The sequence below is a fragment of the Holdemanella porci genome (assembly GCF_009696075.1).
GTDB classification, from domain to species: Bacteria; Bacillota_I; Bacilli_A; order Erysipelotrichales; family Erysipelotrichaceae; genus Holdemanella; species Holdemanella porci.
Genome location: NZ_VUMR01000003.1, coordinates 52,479 through 70,570 on the forward strand (window position 1 = coordinate 52,479; position 18,092 = coordinate 70,570).

The 18,092-nt window shown below is 32.0% G+C and carries 18 protein-coding genes, 1 pseudogene and 1 other annotated feature (1 of these 20 only partly in view); all 19 genes and pseudogenes read left to right on the forward strand.

The window, feature by feature from the left end:
- Positions 1–5: 5 nt before the first annotated feature.
- A pseudogene (locus FYJ55_RS11235) lies at positions 6–452 on the forward strand (peptidoglycan bridge formation glycyltransferase FemA/FemB family protein).
- Between the two features lie 101 nt (positions 453–553).
- Positions 554–688, forward strand: a complete 135-nt coding sequence (gene rpmH / locus FYJ55_RS01230; RefSeq protein ID WP_003865695.1) for a 50S ribosomal protein L34 — start codon at positions 554–556, stop codon at positions 686–688.
- Between the two features lie 44 nt (positions 689–732).
- A complete protein-coding gene (gene rnpA / locus FYJ55_RS01235; protein WP_117571459.1) occupies positions 733–1,074 on the forward strand; it encodes a ribonuclease P protein component in 342 nt (113 codons plus the stop codon).
- A gap of 12 nt (positions 1,075–1,086) precedes the next feature.
- On the forward strand, positions 1,087–2,079 hold the full coding sequence (locus FYJ55_RS01240) for a YidC/Oxa1 family membrane protein insertase (RefSeq protein ID WP_154555291.1): 993 nt from the start codon (positions 1,087–1,089) through the stop codon (positions 2,077–2,079).
- A 9-nt stretch (positions 2,080–2,088) separates the two neighbouring features.
- Complete coding sequence (locus FYJ55_RS01245; protein ID WP_154555292.1) at positions 2,089–2,715, forward strand: Jag family protein; 627 nt, start codon at positions 2,089–2,091, stop codon at positions 2,713–2,715.
- A 36-nt stretch (positions 2,716–2,751) separates the two neighbouring features.
- On the forward strand, positions 2,752–3,312 hold the full coding sequence (gene pth, locus FYJ55_RS01250; protein ID WP_154555293.1) for an aminoacyl-tRNA hydrolase: 561 nt from the start codon (positions 2,752–2,754) through the stop codon (positions 3,310–3,312).
- Between the two features lie 3 nt (positions 3,313–3,315).
- Complete coding sequence (gene mfd, locus FYJ55_RS01255; RefSeq protein WP_326831828.1) at positions 3,316–6,711, forward strand: transcription-repair coupling factor; 3,396 nt, start codon at positions 3,316–3,318, stop codon at positions 6,709–6,711.
- On the forward strand, positions 6,711–6,980 hold the full coding sequence (locus FYJ55_RS01260) for an RNA-binding S4 domain-containing protein (RefSeq protein ID WP_003865701.1): 270 nt from the start codon (positions 6,711–6,713) through the stop codon (positions 6,978–6,980). The genes mfd and FYJ55_RS01260 overlap by 1 nt, the downstream gene beginning before the upstream one ends.
- Positions 6,967–7,386: a (deoxy)nucleoside triphosphate pyrophosphohydrolase gene (locus FYJ55_RS01265; RefSeq protein ID WP_154555294.1), complete on the forward strand. Its 420-nt coding sequence runs from the start codon at positions 6,967–6,969 to the stop codon at positions 7,384–7,386. Before FYJ55_RS01260 ends, FYJ55_RS01265 begins: the two co-directional genes overlap by 14 nt.
- Positions 7,353–8,552 (forward strand): HD domain-containing protein, encoded by a 1,200-nt coding sequence (locus FYJ55_RS01270; protein ID WP_154555295.1) that lies wholly within the window; start codon positions 7,353–7,355, stop codon positions 8,550–8,552. Before FYJ55_RS01265 ends, FYJ55_RS01270 begins: the two co-directional genes overlap by 34 nt.
- Positions 8,553–8,720: 168 nt before the next feature.
- Positions 8,721–9,107, forward strand: coding sequence for a DUF1934 family protein (locus FYJ55_RS01275; RefSeq protein ID WP_154555296.1), 387 nt, complete (start codon positions 8,721–8,723; stop codon positions 9,105–9,107).
- Entirely contained in the window at positions 9,094–10,728 is a 1,635-nt protein-coding gene (argS, locus tag FYJ55_RS01280) for an arginine--tRNA ligase (RefSeq protein WP_154555297.1), read from the forward strand. Before FYJ55_RS01275 ends, argS begins: the two co-directional genes overlap by 14 nt.
- Before the next feature lie 25 nt (positions 10,729–10,753).
- Positions 10,754–11,101, forward strand: a complete 348-nt coding sequence (gene rpoE, locus FYJ55_RS01285; RefSeq protein ID WP_117924481.1) for a DNA-directed RNA polymerase subunit delta — start codon at positions 10,754–10,756, stop codon at positions 11,099–11,101.
- 143 nt (positions 11,102–11,244) lie between these two features.
- Positions 11,245–12,075 (forward strand): ABC transporter permease, encoded by an 831-nt coding sequence (locus FYJ55_RS01290; RefSeq protein WP_154555298.1) that lies wholly within the window; start codon positions 11,245–11,247, stop codon positions 12,073–12,075.
- 10 nt (positions 12,076–12,085) lie between these two features.
- Positions 12,086–12,904, forward strand: a complete 819-nt coding sequence (locus tag FYJ55_RS01295) for an ABC transporter ATP-binding protein (protein ID WP_154555299.1) — start codon at positions 12,086–12,088, stop codon at positions 12,902–12,904.
- Positions 12,905–12,985: 81 nt separating this feature from the next.
- Positions 12,986–13,372, forward strand: a complete 387-nt coding sequence (gene tagD, locus FYJ55_RS01300) for a glycerol-3-phosphate cytidylyltransferase (RefSeq protein WP_040466417.1) — start codon at positions 12,986–12,988, stop codon at positions 13,370–13,372.
- A 1-nt stretch (position 13,373) separates the two neighbouring features.
- Positions 13,374–15,611, forward strand: a complete 2,238-nt coding sequence (locus FYJ55_RS01305; protein WP_154555300.1) for a CDP-glycerol:glycerophosphate glycerophosphotransferase — start codon at positions 13,374–13,376, stop codon at positions 15,609–15,611.
- A 17-nt stretch (positions 15,612–15,628) separates the two neighbouring features.
- On the forward strand, positions 15,629–16,834 hold the full coding sequence (locus FYJ55_RS01310) for a CDP-glycerol glycerophosphotransferase family protein (protein WP_154555301.1): 1,206 nt from the start codon (positions 15,629–15,631) through the stop codon (positions 16,832–16,834).
- 1 nt (position 16,835) lies between these two features.
- Positions 16,836–17,900, forward strand: a complete 1,065-nt coding sequence (locus FYJ55_RS01315) for a CDP-glycerol glycerophosphotransferase family protein (RefSeq protein WP_154555302.1) — start codon at positions 16,836–16,838, stop codon at positions 17,898–17,900.
- A gap of 78 nt (positions 17,901–17,978) precedes the next feature.
- Positions 17,979–18,092: a binding site (T-box leader), on the forward strand (it continues 130 nt past the right edge of the window).

An 18,092-nucleotide genomic window follows, 5' to 3' on the forward strand; every position in this document is an offset into this window, starting at 1 on the left:
AAGAAATGGCTGCAACACCTGAAAATTCTAAAAAGAAGTTACATCGTTTAGAAGATCAGTTACAAAGTGTAAATAAAGATATTAATGAATATAAGAAAATTTTTGATGAATTTGGTCAAGAAGATAAAGAAATTGCGATTGCAGGTATTTTAAGTATTCAATTTGGAAATACTTGTGAAATGTTGTATGCAGGAATGGACGAAAGATTCAAAAAATTTATGCCTCAATATAAAGAATATGTTGAAAACTTTAAATGAGCATTTGATAGAGGATGTTTATGGAGTAATATGGGTGGTGTAGAAGGATCTTTAGATGATGGATTGACAAAATTTAAAGATAACTTTAATCCAACTATAAATGAAATGATAGGAGAATTTGATATACCGGTTTATACATTTATGTATCGTTTAATTCAAAAAGTATATGAAATACTGAAAAGTAAGCATAAGTGACAATTATTTTATTGACAATCATTTTAATTTATGTTTATAATGTCTGAGCAATCTTATTTGAAAATTTAGAATGAAGAAAAAGACTGAGAGGTGTAATCAAGATGAAAAGAACATATCAGCCAAGTAAGAGAAAACACCAAAAGGTTCATGGCTTCCGTGCTCGTATGGCAACTGTTGGTGGACGTAACGTTCTTTCTAGAAGAAGAGCGAAAGGCAGAAAGGTTTTATCCGCATAGAAATCACCTGCTAGGTGATTTTTTTGTCTGGATAGGGAAATAACATGAAAAAAGAATTTCGTGTATTAAAAAACTATGAGTTTTCTTCCATCATCCAGAATCGACAATTTGTTAAGTCGTCGTCTTTTGTTTGTTATTTTCAAAAACGTAAACTAGACCATGCAAGAGTCGGAATCAGTGTTGGCAAAAAATTAGGAAATGCGGTCTGTCGAAATAAAGTGAAAAGACAGCTTCGTAGTATAGTAGATGATATTTTTACATTTGAAGAGGGATATGATCTTATTATTATAGTCCGACCTGCCTACGCAAATAAGTCGTTCGAAGAAAATAAAAACGAAATGAAAGAAAATCAAAATCGGATAAATAAAAGATTTTTGAAAAAGTAGAGGAATAAAAAAATGAAACAATTTTTGCAGAAAAAAGCAAAATTGGTCTTTCTATGTATGTTGGTATTATTAACATGTACGGCTTGTGCAAATCCAAGAGGTAGAGATGGAAAAACATTAGCAGACCAAATTATTGCAAGTGAAGAAACTACAATTGATGCAAGTAAAATCAATTACAAAGACATTTCTGATAAGAAATTAAAGAAAGAAATTAAAAAGAATATCAAAGATGGACAATATACAATTCAACCAACAACTTTTAAAAATTCTATGTCTAAAGGATGGTTTGAAGGTTTAATTGTTTGGCCAATCGCACAAATTATTAACTTAATTTCATCAAAAACAGATGCCGGTGTAGGTATCATTTTAACAACATTGTTAATTCAGATGCTTGTATTTGTATTTACACGTAAATCACAAATGTCTACACAAAGAATGCAGGAAATTCAACCTGAAATTCAAAAGATTCAAAATAAATATAAAGATAAAACAGATGAACGTTCTAAAATGCAGATGGCTCAAGAAATGCAGAATATTTATCAAAAATACGATATTCACCCATTTGGTTCAATGTTAATTACTTTCATTCAGCTACCAATTATGATGGGTATGTATTATGCAACAATGCGTTCAGTAAGTGTTGTTAGCGGAAGCTTTATGGGTATTTCTTTAGCAGGTACTCCACTTGATGGATTTAAAGCATTCGATATCGCATATATCTCAATTTATGTGTTGATGGTTATCTTCTATATTGTATCAATGAAAATACCTCAATGGTTAAAGAAATGGCAAGATAAGAAAGATAACGTTAAAGTTAAAAAATATGCACAGGAACAAACAAATCCTATGGCTAACAGCATGAACATGTCAATGTACTTTATGACAGCAATGATCTGTATTATGTATATTTCATGGCCAATGGCGATGTCATTCTATTGGTTAGTATCAAGTGTAATTCGTGTATGTCAATCATTGATCCTACACAAAGTTATGAACAAAAAGTAGGTATAACATATGGAATTCGCTAAATTTACTGGAAAAACTTTAGATGAAGCTTTAGCAGCTGCTTGCGATGCTAAAGGATGTACAAAAGAAGAACTTCATTATGAAGTTACAGAAGAAAAAAGTGGTTTTTTAGGAATCGGAAAAACAATTGAAATTGAAGCATATTGCCCAAAAGATATTGAAGATTTCATTAAGTCATATATTCAAACATATTTTGACAATGCAGAATTAGATGGAACTGTTGAAATTGAAAATGATCATGGTTTCTATCGTATTACTGTAAATACAAAAAACAATGCGATTATGATTGGTAAAGCGGGTAAGTCTTTACAAGCATTCAATCGTTTAGTTAAAGCTGCAGTAAGTGCAGCATTCAAAAAGCGTATCGGACTTTTAATCGATGTGAATGGTTATAAGGAAGAAAGATACGAAAAAATCTGTAAAATGGCAGTTCGCATCGCAAAAGATGTACGTCGTACAAAAGTAGATGCAGTATTAGATCCAATGCCAGCCGATGAAAGAAAGGCAATTCACAATGCTTTAGCAGGAATGAACGATATTTCTACTAAGAGTGAAGGTGAAGGCGAAGGACGCCGTTTACACATTTTATATACACCAGGAAAAGATGAAGAATAACGGGATTATCCCGTTATTTTTTTGAAGGAGGGCTTCATGAAAATTATTATTGGATTAGGGAATATTGGTAGAGAATACGAAAATACACGTCATAATGCAGGTTTTATGGCGATTGATAAATTGGCACAAATGCTAGAAATGGATTTTAATCAGGAAAAGTTTTCGGCTTATTTTGCGAAAAAGAAAATTGATGGAGAAGACATAATTTTATTAAAACCAACCACATATATGAATAATAGTGGTATCGCATTAAGACAATGCATGGATTTCTATAAAGTGCCTTCTGAAGATATCCTTGTATTATATGATGATATGGATATGCCTGTTGGAAAACTTCGTTTGCGTCAAAAAGGTAGTGCTGGTGGTCATAACGGAATCAAGAGTATTATTTCTCATATTGGCACACAGGAATTTGATCGTATTCGCATAGGAATTGGTAAAGATAAATTGATTCCAGTTGTAGATTGGGTACTAGGTAAATTTCCTCAAGAACAACAAGAGGATTTAAATCATGCTTTAGAACAAGCCGCGAAAGCAGCTAAATTTTCAATAAAACACTCTTTTAGTGACACAATGAACAGGTATAATAAGAAGTAGAAGGTGGTATTTTTGAAAGATACAATATTAAATAAATTACAGTCCAATCCAGTAGCTCAACAAATGCTTCAATTTGGCAATAATATTGGTAACTTATTTCCAAATGAAGAAGCTTTATGTATGGCCAGTGCTTTTATGCAGGATAAACAAACACGAATTGTAGTTAAGAAAAATCGTTATGAAGCGCAACAACTCTATCAAAGATTGAAACCACTTATTAATGATACATTATTATTTGTGATGGAAGAATCTTTGCGTGTACAAGCCATCGCTTCAAGTCCAGAAGATAAACAAGAACAACTCTATGTATTAACTCAGTTTGTGAAAGAAGATAAGCCACGTATTATTGTATGTAATACGGCGGCCTTTTTGCGTTACTTACCCGATAAAGAATTATTTAAAAGTCTTTGTTTCAAATTTGAAGTAGATCAAGAAATTACGATTGCAGAATTGAAACAAAAACTAAATCGTGCCGGCTATACAAAGGTCAATTATGTAGATCGTCCATGTACATACGCAAGTCGTGGAGGAATTGTTGATGTATATTGCCTTGAATATGAACATCCAATTCGTATTGAATTTTTTGATACAGTGATTGAATCCATTCGTTTATTTCACGAAGAAACTCAGCGAACAATTCAAACAATAGATTCAGTATTGATTAATCCAGCTACAGATTTATTGTTTACAGATGATCAGATTGAATATCTTCAAAAAGAAATTGATTCTGAATTAGAAAAACAACAGGCAAAATTAATTCAAGATGATTATGACTTCTTATTGGATTATATTGAAAAAGATAAGATTTCTATAGAAAATTATGATATTGATCCACATTTGTATATTTATTTTAGTTATTTAAATGCTAATAAATTAACTGACTATGTCAATGGACACATTATTTTCTCAAGTCAGGAAGAAGTGGAAAGTGGATATAAAAAATTGAATGAAGAAACGATATCTTTTATTCAGGAAATGGTTGAATCCCATCAATATTTACCTAAGTATGGTATGTTCCATGACATATTTACATTTGAAAAAGAACATACGATTCAGATGTTCCATGATTTCTTAGATTTTAAACATCCAATCTTCTCAAAAATAGAGACATTAGAAAAATCAGATCAACCATTGATTCAAATTCTAGAAAATCTAAAAGGGGAAAATATCTATATTTCTTTGGATGAGGAACATACAAAAAAAGTGCAAGAAGCCTTAAAAGCTTATTCAATTCATAGGAATATCACATTTATTGAAGATGACTTTTATGAAGGATTTACATATGAAGATATTTCTGTTTATACACAACAGGAATTATTTCATCATCCTAGTCAAATTAAGCGTTATCAGAAAACATTTAAACAAGGTCAGATTTTACAGAATATTCTTGAACTAGAACCAAACGATTATGTTGTACATGAACAATATGGTATTGGTCAATATGTTGGAATTACAACGCGAAAAATAAAAGGAAAGACATTAGATTATTTACATGTTTTATACAATGGAGGCGATGAATTATTTGTCCCATTATCACAATTTCAGTTGGTAAGAAAATACGTGTCCAAAGAAGGTGTGGGCATCAAATTATCGCAATTGGGTTCTAACAAATGGAAAAAGACGAAGGAAAAGGTTTCTAAAAAGGTTGAAGAAATTGCGTCTCGATTAGTTGAGTTATATGCGAAGCGAAATGAAGATATTGGTTTTGCGTTCAGTAAAGATGATGATCTACAAAGAGAATTTGAAGAAGCCTTTGAATATGAGGCAACACCAGATCAAATAAAAGCTACAGAAGAAATCAAACGAGAAATGGAAAAGCCAAAACCAATGGATCACTTATTATGTGGAGATGTAGGATTTGGTAAGACAGAAGTAGCTATGCGTGCTGCATTCAAGGCTATTTCAAATAATAAACAAGTAGCTTTACTGTGCCCAACTACAATTTTATCTATGCAACATTATCAGACGTTTATAAAGCGTTTTGAAAATGTAGGTGCTAATATTCGCGTAGTGAATCGTTTTGTGCCAACAAAAGAAATGAGTCAGATTAAAAAAGAATTGGCGGACGGGCAAGTTGATATTATTATTGGTACACATAAATTATTGAATAAATCTTTTCAATATAAAAGCTTAGGTTTATTGATTATTGATGAGGAGCAGCGATTTGGAGTTGAGCACAAAGAAAAAATTAAAGAGATGAAAAACACAATCGACGTTTTATCTTTAAGTGCAACACCAATTCCTAGAACTTTACAGATGTCTTTGATTGGGGTACGTACGATTTCACAATTGAATACACCACCATTGCATCGTCATCCAATTCAAACGTATGTGATGGAAAACAAAAAGAGTGTCGTGAAAGAAATCATTCAAAGAGAATTATCTCGTGGAGGACAAGTTTTTTATTTGTATAACCACGTATCGAATATCTATTCTGTAGCTAAAAATATTCAGAATATGTTCCCTGATGCCAAAGTAGCAGTGGCACATGGACGTATGGATAAGAACGATATTGAGCAGACGATGATTGATTTTGAACAAGAGAAATATCAAATTTTAGTTTGTACAACAATTATTGAAACTGGACTAGATATTGCGAATGCGAATACGATGATCATTGATGATGCCGATCGTTTTGGATTGTCTCAACTTTATCAGATTCGAGGTCGTGTGGGGCGTCGTGAAAAAATCGCATATTGTTATTTATTGGTACAGCCACAAAAAGAATTAACAGAACAGGCACATAAAAGGTTAAAAGCCATTAAAGAATTTACATCTTTAGGCAGTGGATATAAAGTGGCTATGCGAGATTTAACAATTCGTGGAGCCGGAGACATGCTTGGGCCGCAACAAGCAGGATTTATTGATGATGTAGGATTGGATTTATACCTTGAAATGTTGGCAAGTGCCATTAAGAAAAAGCAAGGCAAGCCAATTGAGAATAAAAAGAATGATAAAGTGGCCCAAGTACAGTTATCGGGATATATTCCTAAACAATTCACAGATAATGATGGAGATAAATTGGAAATCTATCAACACATTAAGAAAACAGAGAGTCTTACCGAGTTGATTGAATATGAAAAACGTGTTGAAGACTTATTTGGTCATATTCCAAATGAAGTAAAACAATTGTTTGAACAGAAAAAACTGGATTTCTTTGTGAATCGAGAAGGTGTTGAATCATTAAAAGAAACAGATGACGTCGTTACAATCACAATGAGTGCTGAATGGTCAAAGAATTGCGATGGTGTTAAATTGTTTGGTGCTATTAATGATATTAGTCGAAAGATCAATTTGAAATTAGAGAGTGGAAAAATTAAGATCATGATTTCTAAACGATTAAAGAAACATATTGAATTGTTGATACAGGTTATTGATAAATTAGAAGGAGAGTTTTGATGCGATTAGATAAATATTTAAAAACAGCACGAATCTTAAAAAGAAGAGAAGCTGCTAAAGAATTAGCTTTACAAGGACGTATCTGGGTCAATGATCGAGTGGCAAAACCGAGTACAGAATTAAAAATAGGAGATACAATACGTATTCGTTTTGGAGCAAGACTTCTTGAAATTCGTGTATTAGATATTCAAAAACAAGTTTCGAAACAAAATGCCCAACTGTTGTTTGAAATTATACACGAAGAAAGAATCGAAGATGAACAAGCTTAATGTTGTGTGTGGAGCTCTTGTGATTGATGGAAAAGTGATGATTGCCCAAAGAAATTATGGTTCAAGCAAAGGTTTCTTTGAATTTCCTGGTGGAAAAGTTGAGAAAAGTGAAACAAAAGAAGAGGCATTAATTCGGGAATGGAAAGAAGAATGTGATATTGACATTTACAATGTGCAATATTTAGCTTCTAGCGTGGATTATCAAGATGGATATGAAATTCACTTAACTTGTTTCACATGTACTTCTAATGAAAAACCAACAAAATTAAGTGTGCATTCAGAATATATTTGGACAACTCCAAATCATATATATGACTATAACTTCTTTAAATCTGATAAAATGCTTGTAGAAGCATTAAAGGGGGTATGGCCATGTTTAACAAAACCAATGAAACCAAAGTATTAAGAGATCCTGTGCATGGATATATTCATGTGAAGTATCAAGTGATATGGGATTGCATCAACGCAAAAGAATTTCAAAGATTGCATCGCATTCATCAATTGGGTGGGGATTTTCAAATCTATCATACGGCGGAGCATTCCCGCTTTTCTCATAGTTTAGGTGTATATGAAATCACAAGGCGAATGTGTGAAGAAGTGGATTCAATTGCGGCTACTTTAAGTGAATATGAAAAAATTCAGGTTTTATGTGCTGCTCTGTTGCATGATTTAGGACATGGACCATTTTCTCACTTCTTTGAAACACTTCACAAGAAACATCATGAACAAATGACTTGTGATTTAATTTTGGATCCAGAAACAGAAATTCATAAAGCACTTATTAAAGAGGATGAGGCTCTTCCGCAAAATATTGTGTTGATTCTAACACATCAACATGCAAAACCAATGATGTATCAAATGATTAGTTCACAACTGGATGCGGATCGAATGGATTATCTATTAAGAGATGCCTACGAAACAGGTACAAGCTATGGAAATTTTGATTTGGAAAGAATCTTACGTACTTTACGAGTAAAAAATGATTCCCTATGTGTGAAAATGAGTGGAATGCACAGTATTGAAGACTATATTATGGCAAGATACCACATGTATTGGCAGGTTTACCTTCATCCAGATGCCAAATCATATGAAATTATGATTCAACAATTCTTTAAACGATATGCACAAGTACGAAACATAGAAGTATTTGAACCATTATTGAATGGCGAGTTATCGAATAAGGATTTTTATTTAATGGATGAACATCGAATGTTCTATGGTTTTCAACAAGCTCTAGGATGTGAAGATGAAATTCTAAAGGATTTCGCAAATCGAATTTTGAATCGTCATTTATTTGAGTGGATAGAAGATCCAAGTCACCAACAAATTCAAGAAATCAAGAATAAATTGGTGGCCTCCGGATATGACTTAGATTATTACTATTATGAAGCTATTTCACATTCTAAAGCATATTTGCCTTATACAGAAAATGATGAGAATCAAATAATATGGATGTTAGATTCTAAAAAAGAACGGGTATCTTTATCGAGTTGTTCACAGATTGTTAAGGCATTATTAAAAATGAAAAATCAAACAAATAAGCGTATTTATTTTCCAAAAGAAATACTTTAAAAACAACGGTAACATATGATGTGTTACCATTTTCACTTGTGAAAAAAGAGTGTAATTTTATAAAAAAAAGAAAATTTTAGATTAATTTTGGTATATTTTCATTAAATTGTTATGTTTTTTAATAAATTTTCTTGCAAAAAAATCAGAGTGTGATATTATGCACTAGCTATGACAAATCATGTACATTTATTTGATAAAATTTCGAATCAAACATTGTATAAAGGAGAGGCTAAGATTGACTTTTCTGGTAATGAAGGTCTATTAGTTTCTTTTAATAATGATACACATCATTTCGAATGGAGAATTTGGAAAAAAGGATTGGTAATTCGTAGTGAATCGGATATTATTGTGAATTTGACATTACGTTTAAATAGTCAAACAAAAGGTCACATAGAAACTGAATTTGGAAAAATAGATTTAGATTGTCATACAAGTCATTATGATGTAGATGAAAATTGTGTAGAAGTTAAATACAGTCTTATACAAGGGAATGAAAAACAAGAATTTCACTTTGTACTATATATAAATAAGGAGGATACATATGCAGTCAATTGAAGTTGAATTAAAGCAGGCCATTCAAAATGCAGTAAAAAAAGCATTTGATTTAGATTTAGATGTACAAAACATTGTGGTTGAAACACCAAAAAATAAAGATCACGGCGATTTCTCAAGTAATGTTGCGATGCAATTAACTCGTCAATTACACCAGAATCCAAGAATGATTGCACAAAGTATATTAGATGCATTCTCATTGGAAATGGTTTCTAACGTAGAAATTGCAGGACCTGGCTTCTTAAACTTTACATTATCAAAAGACCGTTTTAGTACAGTTATTTCTGAAGTGTTGGCTCAGAAAGAAAACTATGGACAACAGCCAGCTAACGGCATTAAAGTGGATTTGGAATATGTTAGTGCCAATCCAACTGGATCATTACACTTAGGACATGCTCGTGGAGCTGCATGGGGAGATAGTTGTGCTCGTATCATGAAAAAAGCTGGATACGATGTAACTCGTGAATACTATGTGAATGATGCTGGTAATCAGATCACAAACCTAGCATTATCATTAAATGCTCGTTATCGTCAGGCACAAGGAATTCCAACTGAAATTGGTCAGGACGGATACATGGGTAAGGATGTTGAAGAAAAAGGATATGAATTGGCGAAAGAATATCCACAAACATACTTAGAACCAACAGAAGAGAATTTGAAATTCTTCAAAAAAGAAGGAATCAAATTTGAATTAGATAAAATTAGAAAAGACTTAGATCGTTATCGTGTACACTTTGATGTTTGGTCAAGTGAACAAAGCATTCGTGATGCTGGTAAAGTAGAAGCAGCTATCAATGAATTAAACGAAAAAGGATATGTATACGAAAAAGATGGAGCATTGTGGTTTGAAACTACAAAATTTGGAGATGACAAAGATCGCGTTTTAAGAAAACAAGATGGTTCATTAACATATTTAGTTCCAGATATCGCATATCACAACGATAAATGTCAACGTGGATTTGACATGTTGGTTGACTTTTTTGGAGCGGATCACCATGGATATATTCCTCGTTTAAAAGCAAGCATGACAGCATTAGGAAATGATGCGGATAAATTGCATGTTGATATTATCCAGATGGTTCGTTTAGTATCAAACGGTGAAGAAATGAAGATGTCAAAACGTTTAGGAAACGCAACAACAATTAATGAACTATGCGAAAAAGTAGGTGTTGATGCAGCTCGTTATTTCTTTGTACAACGTGCATTGGATTCACATTTAGATTTCGATATTGAATTGGCAACTAAGAAATCAAATGAAAACCCCGTTTACTATGCACAATATGCTCATGCTCGTATGTGTTCTATTCAAAAACAGGCACAGGATATTGAATTGGCAACAAGTTTTGAAGATTTGACAAACGAAAAAGAAATTGAATTAATGAAGTCTTTACAAGAATTCAATAAAGTAATCGTTGAAACTGCTCAATCTCGTCAAGTTCACAAAATGTGTCACTATATTCAAAATTTAGCTAGTAAGTTCCACAGTTTCTATAACGCATGTAAAGTAGTAGATCGTGATAATTTAGAACTAAGCGCACAACGTCTAGCCTTAGTAAAGGCAACACAAATTGTTTTGGCAAACGCATTAGAATGTATTGGTGTTGAAGCCGTTGAATCAATGTAAGTATTAAGAGGAGTTTTATTGAATTATGAAAAAGTCTATGATTGAAGTTGCATATCAAGTATTGACAAATAATAATGGATCTATGCCTTTTGTTGATCTTTGGAAAGATGTAAGTCAGGAGATGGGGTTTAATCAAACGCAGTTTGAAGATAATATTGCTCAATTTTATACAGATTTATCTTTAGACGGACGTTTCTTGAACATGTCACAAAATACTTGGGATTTGCGTTCACGTCACACGTATTCAGAAAGTGTTATGGATACAGATTCTATCGCAATCGATGAAGATGATGAGGATGAAGAAGATTCAGAATTGATTGAAGATGAATTAGACGAAGTAGAAAAAGAAATGGACGAAGAAGAAAACGAATAAAAAGCGCTCTTTTCACAATAAATTCACATTGAATTGTTAGAATTAAAGTGGAAAGGAGAAGGAATGCAAGAAAATCTGCGTCATGCAGATTTTTTTTCTATGAAAAATTTGATAAACTAGAAGTTGTTAAGGAGAATTTTTATATGTTTAAAAGCATTTCATATGTTATAAAAGAGAATTTTTCAAATGTTTATCGTATTTTCTGTATCGCAAAATATGAATTGTTGTCAGATATGAGAGATTCAAAATTTGGTATTTTTTGGAACTTTGCCTCTCCCGCTATCCAAGTTTTCACATATTGGCTAGTGTTTGGTATTGCCTGGGGAAGAAAAGCGCAGACATACAGAGGCATCACTGTAGAATATTTACCATGGCTTGTTGTGGCATTTAGTGTATGGTGGTATATCCGTCCATGCATTGTAGATGGGTGTTCTGCGGTATTCTCAAAAACAAATGTCATCACAAGAATGAAGTTTCCTGTATCTGTTTTACCGGCAACCGTTTGTTTAAAAGAATTGTTTAATCACTTTGTGATGTTGATTATCACATTTGTCACTTTAATTTTAAGTGGGTGGTATCCAAATCTAAATTGGTTATGGATCATCTATTATATGTTCTGTGCATTTATGCTTGGAGAAGCGATTTCACTTGTATTATCTGTACTTACTATGTTGTGGCGTGATGTAAAGAAATTTATTTCTTCAATCATGCGCATGTTGATGTATTTTTCTCCAATCTTATGGGATTGTCATTTTAAACCAGATGTTCCATTTGCGAGTATTCTAAATAAGCTTGTAAAGGTAAATCCAGTTTATTATATTATTCAAGGATATAGAGATGCTGTATTCTATGGAAGAAATGTTTTTGATCATCCTGCAATTACACTTTATTTCTGGTGTTTAGTTTTTGCGATTTTTGCGCTAGGATGCTTTTTAATGTATACCTTCAAAAAGAAATTCATTGATATGATTTAAGGAGGCTTTTATGTCTAAAGAAGAATATGCTGTTGAAGTCGAAAATATTTCAAAAATCTATACTTTAAGAAATAAAAACAATCAATATAAAACAGATAAAAAAGAGTTCTATGCCTTAAAAGATGTATCTTTCAAAGTGAAAAAAGGTGATGTTGTTGGAATTTTGGGAACCAATGGTTCTGGTAAATCAACTTTATCTTTATTGTTGTCAGGAATTTCTGAAATCAATAGTGGTACGATGAAAATTAATGGAGAACAAGCATTGATTGCTATTAACACAGGATTGAACCAACAATTAACAGGACTAGAAAACATCAACGTTAAAGGAGCTTTGATGGGGTTAAGAAAGAAACGTATCCAGGAAATCACGAATGATGTCATTGATTTTGCAGAATTGGGTGATTTCTTATATCAACCAGTTAAAAAATATTCCTCAGGTATGAAATCACGTTTAGGCTTCTCTATTTCACTCGCATTAAATCCAGATATCTTTATTGTTGATGAAGCATTAAGTGTTGGTGATAAAGGTTTTGCGAAGAAATGTATGAAACGAATGATGAAATTAAGAGATGAAGAAGGAAAAACAATCTTCTTTATTTCTCACTCGTTAAGTCAGGTTCGTGAATTCTGTAAAACAGGCATGTGGATCGAAGGTGGGCAACTTGTTGAAATGGGAGATATTGACAAGGTTTGTGATGATTATTCGGTTTATGTGGATAAGTTAGAGGCTATGAGTAAAAAAGAAAAGAAAAAATTCTTGGATGAAAAATTTGAGAAGCGATTATTACCTAAAAAAGAAAAGAAGGGCATCGCAAAATTATTTGGTTAATAAAGGAGTTTTAGTGACTCCTTTTCAATTTATCAAAAATAGTTTACAATTACAGTGTTTATATAGGGAGGTTTATAACTCATGAAAACAGTAATAACATATGGAACTTTTGATTTATTTCATGTAGGCCATTTAAATTTATTACGCCGTGCAAAAGAATTAGGGGATTATTTAATTGTAGCGGTAAGTAGTGATGAGTTTAATTTGGGTAAAAATAAAGTTTGTAAGATCAAAGATACAGATCGTATGAAGATTGTAGAAGCTATTAAATATGTCGATAAGGTGATCCCAGAAACAAGTTGGGAACAAAAAATCGAAGATGTTAAAAAATATAATGTAGATGTATTCGTCATGGGTGATGATTGGAAAGGAAAATTTGATTTCTTAAAGGATTATTGTGAAGTTGTTTATTTGCCAAGAACTGAGGGTATCAGTACAACACAGCTGAAAGAGGAATTGAAGGGTTAATATGCGTACTATCAGTATTATCCTTCCTTTTTTTAAGTACAAACATTACTTTAAAGAATGTCTACAAAACTTAGCACAAAGTACATTTAAAGATTTTGAATTGATTGTCGTATTAGATCATCCAACTGAAGATATTGACGATTTATTAGAAGAATATAATTCTATTTTTGATATGCGCATTTATACCTTGCCAGAAGGTGTAACAGGTGTGGCTGCATGTCGAAATGTTGGAATTCAACAAGCTAAAGGTGCCTACCTTTACTTTTTAGATAGCGATGACTATGTTTTAGAAGATACTCTACAAAACTTGATCAAAGCTATGGATCATGATGTAGACATGGTTAATGGTGTATTGAATCACACTTGGAACAACAAGGCCAATTATCTTCATAAAGTAGAAAATAAGGAAGTAGATGAAGAAGATCAAGAAGAAAGAGAACAGCGTCGCTTAAATAAGCTTTCTAATTTTGTTTCATTCGCATCCTACGAAAAAGATGAGCAGCAAGCTCAGGCTATTTTCTATACAATGGATAATCGTAGAGGTATCCGAACTTTTACTGTATTAGGCAATTTGTATAATCGTGATTTTGTCGTTCGAAATAATTTTAAATTTAATGAGAACTTCAGATATTACAGTGATATGACATTTATGTGTCCTCTATTAGAAAAGTTAAATACATTTTTAAGAGTGGAAGATGCAATTTATGTAAAACGTAAACACAATGATCCAATTAACGAACCTGCTTTGAGTCAGGAAGAAAATGACAATCGTTTTAATGAAAGATGTGATGCGGTTGAATATACACGTACACTTTTAAAAGAAGAGGGTGTTGTGCGTTTTTGTTTAGATCGTAAAATTGTATCTTACTTTGTATCTAAAATGTCTAAAAGAATCCGTCGCAGCCAAGATGATCTATGGCGTACAGACTATTTTGAAAGAATTGCTAAAACAATCGATGGCATTCGTCCAGAAGTGATGAATCGATATAAGCGTAATTCGAAAAAGATGGTGGCTTGTTTACAGAATCGTGATTTAAAGGGAGTACAAAGCTGCGTTCGAAGAAAATTAGGAATTAAAAAATTCTTTAGAGTCTTCAAAAATAAGAATGTATTATTTAAATTAGCTTATTATCACATTTATTCAAAAAAACCAATTCAAGATAATGTGATTCTGTTTGAGACATTTATGGCTAAAAACTATTCGGACAGCCCAAAATATATTTATGAATACATTGCCAAAAATTATCCAGGAAAATACAAGTGTGTATGGGCGTTGAATGATGGTCATGAAGTTCCTTATGGAGCGGAAGTCGTAAAACGTTTTTCATTCAAATATGCTTATTATTTAGCTGTTAGTAAATATTTTGTATTTAATGTAAGACAACCATTGTGGTATCGCAAAAGAGAAGGACAAGTATTTGTTGAAACTTGGCATGGCACACCATTGAAACGTCTTGTATTTGATCAAGAAGAAGTAACTTCTGCATCGCCAAAATATAAACAGCAGTTCTATCGTCAAAGACAAGAATGGGATTATTTGGTGAGTGCCAATCCTTTTAGTACGAAAACATTTAGAAGCTGTTTTATGTATGAAGGTAAGATGCTTGAATATGGATATCCAAGAAATGATATTTTATATTGGCCAAACAAAGATGAAATTGCGAAAGATCTAAGAAAGAAACTAGGTATTCCAGAAGATAAGAAGACGATTTTATATGCTCCGACATGGCGTGATGATGAGCACTATGGAAAAGGGGAGTACAAATTTACGTTGGCTTTAGATTTGAAGTTGATGATGGAAAAATTATCGGATGAATATGTTGTTTTATTAAGAACACACCACTATATCGCAGATAACATTGATACAACAGGTCTTGAAGGCTTTGTGTACAATTTAAGTAAATATGACGATATCAGTGAAATCTATTTGATCAGTGATATTTGTATCACGGATTACTCAAGTGTATTCTTTGACTTTGCAAACTTGAAACGACCAGTACTTTTCTATACATATGATATTGAAAAGTATAAGAATCAGTTACGTGGATTCTATATTGATATGAATACAGAAGTTCCTGGTCCACTATTGTATACGAGTGAAGAAGTCGTGGATGCGATTTTGAATATTGATCAAATAAATGAAGAATATAAAGAACGTTACGAAAAATTCTACAAACGTTTCTGTTGCTACGACGATGGAAATGCGTCAAAGCATATTGCAGAAGAAGTATTTAAGTAAAAAAGGAGAGGATAGCCATGTTGATAAAGCTTTTAAGACCATTTAAAAAGTTTGCAGGAAAGTGCATTCGCTTGGCATATAAATTAACCTATCGTTTATTTAAAGTAGATGATAAGCTTGCCATATTTATATCGTTCCATGGTCGTGGCTATTCGGATAATCCTAAAGCTATTTATGAACAGATGAGACAAGATTCAAGATTTGATGGATATCGTTTTATTTGGTTTATAAAGAATCACAAAGAAAAAAAATTACATATTGAGGGAGCTGAAATAAAGGAATATTTCAGCATTCCTTATTTCTATTATTTATCGAAGGCAAAATTATGGGTAGTGAACTGCAAATTACCTACATATATCTTTAAAAAGGAAAATCAGGTTTACCTACAAACATGGCATGGAACACCATTAAAACGATTAGCTCATGATATTGATGTGAGTGAAGATACTACATTTTATCGTTCAGGTGTCAGTTATGAACAGATGTGCCATTCCTATGATGTAGATGTCGCAAGATACAATTATATGATCAGTCCAAATGCATTTTGTACGAAAGTTTTTCAAACATCTTTCCAAATCAATAGAGAAAGATTGATTGAAACAGGATATCCTAGAAATGATTTTATTTCGAATGCGACAAAAGAAGAATGTGATGCAATCAAGAATAAGTATCATTTGCCTATAGATAAAAAAATTGTATTGTATGCACCAACATGGAGAGATAATTCTTATGTTTCTGCAGGATATACTTTTGAATTGAAGGCAAACTTTAGAAAATGGAAAGATATTTTAGGTGAAGATACAATTGTTGTATTTAAACCACACTATCTAATCATTAATACCTTCAAAGATGATCCAGAATTAGATGGATTTTTGTATTCCATTCCTGCTCAAGAAGAAATCAATGAATTGTATGTGATTAGTGATGTATTGATTACGGACTATTCAAGCGTCTTCTTTGATTATGCGATATTGAATAGACCCATCTATTTCTATATGTATGATTTAAAAGAATATGCGACAGACTTAAGAGGATTCTATTTAGATATTCATAAGGACATTCCAGGCGAAATCTATATGGATGAAGAAACAATGTTGATGGATATAAAAAATGAAATTTATGACTATTCTAAATTGAATGATTTTAATCTTTATTTTAATAACCATGAAGATGGAAATGCTTCTAAAAGAGTAGTAGATATTTTATATAAGGCGGTGCAATAAAATGGGATTAAGCAAAATAATCTTAAATGTTGCCTTATGGGTCGTGGATGTTTTAACTTTTTATGTGCATCCTAAAAAGAATCGAATTACTTTTGTTAGTTTAACACAAAGTGAATTGTCAGGTGATTTTAAACTCATCGATAAACAATTACGTCACGAGAATAAGTATGATATTCATTATATATTATTAAAGTTTGAAAAAAATCTATGGGGTGATTTTAAATATTTCTTGAATTGTTTAAAACAGTTAGTTGAAATAAAAAAATCAAGTCTTGTGATTTTAAACGACAATAACTATGTGATTAGTCATATGAAACCAACCAATGTTAAAGTGCTACAAGTTTGGCATGCGTGTGGAGCCGTGAAAAAATTTGGTAATCAAATCAAAAGACAATATCCTGTACGTAATTATGATTATGTTCTATGTAATGCTGAATATTGGAAGGAACCATATTCACAAGCTTTTGGGGTAAATACAAATCAAGTGTTAGTGACTGGAATGCCAAGAATTGATACTTTATTAAATAGAAATGAAAGAGATGAGTTCTTTTTGAAATATCCAGAATTAAAAGATAAGAAATTATGTTTGTATGCACCTACTTTTAGGGGTAACATTATTGATGGTTTTAAAATTCAGTCTTTTGATTTCACAAAAGTAAAAGATTACGTGGTTCTATATAAATTTCATCCATTACTTGGAGATATTCAATGTAATGGTGGAGTGAACATGAACAAGGAAGACTTGTATACATTGATGCAAGTGAGTGATTGTTTGATTTCGGATTATTCAAGCGTAATATTTGATTACTCTTTATTAAATAAACCAATGATTTGTTACATTCCTGATGTAAAAGAATATAAACATAATATTGGATTGAACATTGATTTTGATGATTTTCCAGGACCTGTATGTACAGATGAAGATCAACTCGTCAAGGCGTTAGAATTTAAAGATTATGATTATGATAAATTATCTTATTTCCAAATAAAGTACATGGTATATACGGATGGAAAAAATACAAGTCGAGTCATTGATACAATTAATCAGATTATGGAAGAGGCATAGGTCCTCTTCTTTTTTACATTAATGATGAAAAAAATTACATTTTAACTTGAAAATAAATGTAAATTATCGTATTATACAGTTAACGCATTGATATGGAAGAGTAATTCACTACGTTTTAGCCAAGAGAGATATTGTTTGGTGGAAAATATCGTAAAGCTAGAGAATGAAAATCACCATGGAGCGGCTATAGCG

Bases quoted from the DNA above. Each gene is read 5' to 3' on its own strand.
- rpmH (WP_003865695.1), top strand. From the start codon at position 554: ATGAAAAGAACATATCAGCCAAGTAAGAGAAAACACCAAAAGGTTCAT.
- rnpA (WP_117571459.1), top strand. From the start codon at position 733: ATGAAAAAAGAATTTCGTGTATTAAAAAACTATGAGTTTTCTTCCATC.
- FYJ55_RS01240 (WP_154555291.1), top strand. From the start codon at position 1,087: ATGAAACAATTTTTGCAGAAAAAAGCAAAATTGGTCTTTCTATGTATG.
- FYJ55_RS01245 (WP_154555292.1), top strand. From the start codon at position 2,089: ATGGAATTCGCTAAATTTACTGGAAAAACTTTAGATGAAGCTTTAGCA.
- pth (WP_154555293.1), top strand. From the start codon at position 2,752: ATGAAAATTATTATTGGATTAGGGAATATTGGTAGAGAATACGAAAAT.
- FYJ55_RS01260 (WP_003865701.1), top strand. From the start codon at position 6,711: ATGCGATTAGATAAATATTTAAAAACAGCACGAATCTTAAAAAGAAGA.
- FYJ55_RS01265 (WP_154555294.1), top strand. From the start codon at position 6,967: ATGAACAAGCTTAATGTTGTGTGTGGAGCTCTTGTGATTGATGGAAAA.
- FYJ55_RS01270 (WP_154555295.1), top strand. From the start codon at position 7,353: ATGTTTAACAAAACCAATGAAACCAAAGTATTAAGAGATCCTGTGCAT.
- FYJ55_RS01275 (WP_154555296.1), top strand. From the start codon at position 8,721: ATGACAAATCATGTACATTTATTTGATAAAATTTCGAATCAAACATTG.
- argS (WP_154555297.1), top strand. From the start codon at position 9,094: ATGCAGTCAATTGAAGTTGAATTAAAGCAGGCCATTCAAAATGCAGTA.
- rpoE (WP_117924481.1), top strand. From the start codon at position 10,754: ATGAAAAAGTCTATGATTGAAGTTGCATATCAAGTATTGACAAATAAT.
- FYJ55_RS01290 (WP_154555298.1), top strand. From the start codon at position 11,245: ATGTTTAAAAGCATTTCATATGTTATAAAAGAGAATTTTTCAAATGTT.
- FYJ55_RS01295 (WP_154555299.1), top strand. From the start codon at position 12,086: ATGTCTAAAGAAGAATATGCTGTTGAAGTCGAAAATATTTCAAAAATC.
- tagD (WP_040466417.1), top strand. From the start codon at position 12,986: ATGAAAACAGTAATAACATATGGAACTTTTGATTTATTTCATGTAGGC.
- FYJ55_RS01305 (WP_154555300.1), top strand. From the start codon at position 13,374: ATGCGTACTATCAGTATTATCCTTCCTTTTTTTAAGTACAAACATTAC.
- FYJ55_RS01310 (WP_154555301.1), top strand. From the start codon at position 15,629: ATGTTGATAAAGCTTTTAAGACCATTTAAAAAGTTTGCAGGAAAGTGC.
- FYJ55_RS01315 (WP_154555302.1), top strand. From the start codon at position 16,836: ATGGGATTAAGCAAAATAATCTTAAATGTTGCCTTATGGGTCGTGGAT.